This is a genomic window from Longimicrobium sp. (assembly GCF_036280135.1).
Lineage (GTDB): Bacteria > Gemmatimonadota > Gemmatimonadetes > Longimicrobiales > Longimicrobiaceae > Longimicrobium.
The window spans coordinates 1-3762 of sequence record NZ_DASURI010000993.1; the positions used below are offsets into that span (position 1 = coordinate 1).

A 3762-nucleotide genomic window follows, 5' to 3' on the forward strand; every position below is an offset into this window, starting at 1 on the left:
TCGGTCGCGTCAAAGTCCTGCGCGTGTTCACGTTACGCGCGGCGCTCCCTCAGGATGACGCTCGCTGGGTTCCGTTGAAAAGCGGGTTTGGCAACGCCCTCTCAGGAAACAGCTGTTTCCGGATCGAATAGAATCGGCCCCGCGCCTCCTTCGAGGCGCGGGGCCGATTTGCGTCCGCGGAGTGGATGCGGATCAGCGCAGGGCGTCGGGGCTGCGGGCGCTGAGGCCAAAGCTGGCCGTCCAGCCGTTGCCGTCGGCGCCGTCCGCGGCGCCGCTCGTCCGCGCCACGCCCAGCTGCAGGGGGCCCAGCGACAGGCCGCCGGAGAGCATCGACCGGCCGTCCAGGTCCGTGGCCGCGCCGGCCCGCAGCGTGACGACGGGGATGCGCTGCTCCACGCCGAACGCGGCCGCGCGCTGCCATCCGCCCCCCATCCGCCCCGCCGTCAGCACGTCGCGGTACGACGCGGCCAGCCGGGTGCGTCCGCCGGCCAGGGCCCACGCGGCGCCCGCGTTGAGCGTGGCGGGCAGGTACGCCTCGTCGTACAGGCCCTCCGCCGTGGCGTACACCGTGGCGGGTACGGCGCCGGCATCCACGTCCTCGGCGCTGTCGTCCAGCCGCCCGAGCGCGTCCTCCAGCCCGTCGCCGTCAAAGTCCGCGCGGTGCAGCACCACGTGCCGCGTCCGCAGCTCCTCCGACCACGACATCCCCGTGGCCACGTTGCTGATGGTCGCGCTGAGCGTGACGCCCGGGGCGGGCTCGGCGGCCACGCCCACGTCCAGCGCCCAGCCGTTGCCGCCCTCGGCGTACACCTCGCGGTACTCGGCGGACAGGTCCTCGTCCTCCAGGTCGAACTCGGGCTCGAACAGGCGCGACTGCGTCAGCGAGCCGCCGGCCAGGTAGTGCGCCGCCACGCCCACGCTCAGGGGGCCCACGGGGCGCCCGTACCCCGCGCTGACGTCCAGGAAGCTCACGCGGGTGCCGCCCGTGCCGCCCACGGAGTAGTTCGTGCGGCCCGTCTCGTACCCGTTCAGCACCAGGTCCACCAGGTCGCGCCCCAGGTTCTGCCGGTACAGGCCGGCCCACGAGACGCCCAGCGCCACGCGGTTCACCTGCACGGCGGCGATGGGGACGCGCACGTCCACCTCGGCGTCCACGCCGGTGAGCGGCACGCCGGCCAGGATCTCGTCGCGGCGCGCCTGCGCCACGGCGTCCACGTCCGCCAGGTCCGGCAGGTCGCCAAAGGCGGCGCCGCGCAGCTCCGCCCCCGCCGTGAGCTGCATGAGGGTCACGGACCAGCGGGTGTTGCCCGCCAGGCCCAGGTTGGCCGGGTTCAGGAACAGGGACTCGTATCCACGGGCCGCGGCCACGCTCGCGCCGCCCATCCCCAGCGTGCGGGGGGTCACGGCCGTCTGCGCGTCCGCGCCGCGGGCCGCGAGCGCGGCCGCCAGGGCAAGGGGAAGGGCGCGGCTGATCTTGATCGTCGTCATCGTCCCGTTCTCCTTACTGCACGCGGTCCAGCGGCACCTGCGCCGCCACGGTCACCATCTCGCGATTGCCGGTCTCCACCACGGCCTCGAACTGGTGCTGCAGGCGAATCCACGCCTGCGCGCCCTGGTACTCCACCGTGAGGGTGGCCATCGTCTCGCCCTGCTCCTGTCCGGAGCGGCCCACCACGCGCACGTTGCTCAGCGTGATGCGTCCGTCCGCCTCCCACACCAGCGTCTGCGGCGTGGCGGTGGCGGTGATCTGGCTGGGGATGGTGGTGGCCGTGGTCCGCGCGCCCAGGCGTACGCGCAGCGGCGACACCAGCACCAGCGAGCCGGACGCCGTCTGGCCGTTGATGGTGATCTGCCCCGCCACCTGCGGGTACAGCACGGCGGCGGTGTCCACCAGGTTCAGCAGGCGCTCGCTCACCTCCACCACCAGGCCGCTGCAGCGCTTGCCGGGACGGCCGCAGTCGCCGCGCAGGGCACGGGTGGCGCCCACGGCCGCCGCGCGGGGCGCGGGCGTCGCGGACGCGGCGAGGGTGCTGCCCAGCGGCCGCGCGCGCAGCACGGCGGCGGGGTCCGGCACCACGGCCGACACCGTGCCCAGCGTGGAGATCTTGCCGTGCAGCAGGCCCGTGTTCAGGTCCACGCTGGCATCGCCGTTCTCCACTACGCCCGCGGGGGTGCTGACGACCACGGAGGCCAGCCACGCGTCGGCCGCGCCGCCGTTCAGGCGCAGGTCCACGGCGGCCGGCGACTGCAGCGCCAGGCCGGCGGGTTCGATCTGGAAGGCGTAGGGCGACACGACGGTGCCGCTGGCGGACGGCTGCGCGGCCGTGGGCGTGAGCGTCACCGCCGTCCCCGCGGGCACGGCGCCGGCCGGCAGCTCCACCGACGCGCCGGCCGCGCTGCTGACGGTGCCGCCCGACGCCGGGACCGTGCGCGTGACGGGCTCCTGCGACGCCGAGTCGAACGGAAGCGATTGGCCCGCGCGCTCGCACGCGGCCAGGGAGGCGCAGGCCAGCACGGCCAGCGCGATGGAACGATGAGTCATCGTGGGGAGGCGTAAGCGTTTGGCGGCTCGACTGGCGTGGCGAACGCGGACGTTCACGGTAGCCTCGTAGCTTTGCGTCCCCGCCTTTCGACGGGTTTGCCGTTACGGCGGGACCAGGAGGCCCACGCCCATTCGCTGATGGAGTATCGGTGCGCCTAACCTAATAGTTGAGCGCGATTTGTGGAAGTGGATGCGCGACAGGCGTTTGCGCCGTGGTCAGCCCTTCCGGGGAGGTCCGCGGCGCTTTGGATGCAGATGCGGGAGGGATGCAGAACGGCCCCGTACCGCGTGGGGTACGGGGCCGTCCGATCGTGCCTGGCGCGCGGCTCAGGGAATCTGGCCGCAGCGGCAGATGCCGCCCGCCGCGCAGTAGCCGCCGGAGGCGCAGCCGATGCGGCAGGACGCGTACGCGTAGTCGTACCCGCGGTCCGGGCAGGTCGCCTCGGGCTGCGCGGGCTGGCCCGGCGTGGCGAACGCCTGCGCGGCGCCAAAGCCCAGCGATCCGACGAACGCGGCGCCGAGCACAGCCCGGCGCAGGTTGGTCAGCATACGGCTCATACGTCCTCCTCCTGCATGCGTGAGTTCCGCGAGACGCGGATATGAGATGGGTGACTCACTATATACGACAAAATTATTTGTCGTGCAAGAAAGATTTCCGGAACTGCCGTTTGCAACGCGCCATCGGATTTCTCGGTTCTCGTATCCCGCCCGCGTGAGGCTGGTGATCCGCGCCGCGTCCGCGCTCCGATTCGGCGCCGTCGGCGGGAACCATTTGAGTGTGATCGGCATTATGCAGAGCGCCGGGCGACGATCGCGCCGGGCGCACCTTCCCCGGGACGTGCGATGGACGCATCCGCCGTGACCCCTTCTACCCCGCCCGCCGCGGCGCCGGCCGACTTCGAGTCGCTGCTGGCGCCGGTGGTGGACCGCGCGTACGGCACGGCGCTGCGCTTCACGCGCAACCGCGACGACGCGCAGGACCTGGTGCAGGAAGCGGCGCTGCTGGCGTTCCGGGGATTTCATACGTTTCGCCCCGGGACGCACTTTCGCGCGTGGTTCCTTCGCATCCTGGTCAACTGCTTCTACGCGTCGCGCCGCCGCCGCCGTCCGGAGCACAGCTTGGAGCGCATGGAGGAGAACGCGCCGGATCTGCACCTGTACGTGCAGACGTACCACAACGGCATGCACGGCGCCGGGCGGGACCCCGCCCGCGAGGTGAT

General features: G+C 72.5%; 4 protein-coding genes and 1 riboswitch. Of the genes, 1 reads left to right on the top strand and 3 read right to left on the bottom strand.

What is annotated here, in order from left to right:
• Positions 1-192: 192 nt before the first annotated feature.
• The 3 genes from VFZ20_RS31880 to VFZ20_RS31890 all read right to left on the bottom strand — a co-directional run bounded on the left by VFZ20_RS31880 (position 193) and on the right by VFZ20_RS31890 (position 3100).
• Positions 193-1488: a DUF5723 family protein gene (locus tag VFZ20_RS31880; RefSeq protein ID WP_329688022.1), complete on the bottom strand. Its 1296-nt coding sequence runs from the start codon at positions 1486-1488 to the stop codon at positions 193-195.
• 13 nt (positions 1489-1501) lie between these two features.
• Complete coding sequence (locus tag VFZ20_RS31885; RefSeq protein WP_329688023.1) at positions 1502-2542, bottom strand: hypothetical protein; 1041 nt, start codon at positions 2540-2542, stop codon at positions 1502-1504.
• An 18-nt stretch (positions 2543-2560) separates the two neighbouring features.
• A riboswitch (cyclic di-GMP riboswitch) is annotated at positions 2561-2653 on the bottom strand.
• A gap of 216 nt (positions 2654-2869) precedes the next feature.
• Positions 2870-3100, bottom strand: coding sequence for a hypothetical protein (locus tag VFZ20_RS31890; protein ID WP_329688024.1), 231 nt, complete (start codon positions 3098-3100; stop codon positions 2870-2872).
• A gap of 300 nt (positions 3101-3400) precedes the next feature.
• Here VFZ20_RS31890 and VFZ20_RS31895 point away from each other — a divergent pair.
• A partial coding sequence (locus VFZ20_RS31895) for a sigma factor (protein WP_329688025.1) occupies positions 3401-3762 on the top strand: 362 nt, incomplete at its 3' end.

What these genes read in the sequence shown, in the direction of transcription:
- VFZ20_RS31880 (WP_329688022.1), bottom strand. Translation starts at nt 1,488, where the DNA reads ATGACGACGATCAAGATCAGCCGCGCCCTTCCCCTTGCCCTGGCGGCC.
- VFZ20_RS31885 (WP_329688023.1), bottom strand. Translation starts at nt 2,542, where the DNA reads ATGACTCATCGTTCCATCGCGCTGGCCGTGCTGGCCTGCGCCTCCCTG.
- VFZ20_RS31890 (WP_329688024.1), bottom strand. Translation starts at nt 3,100, where the DNA reads ATGAGCCGTATGCTGACCAACCTGCGCCGGGCTGTGCTCGGCGCCGCG.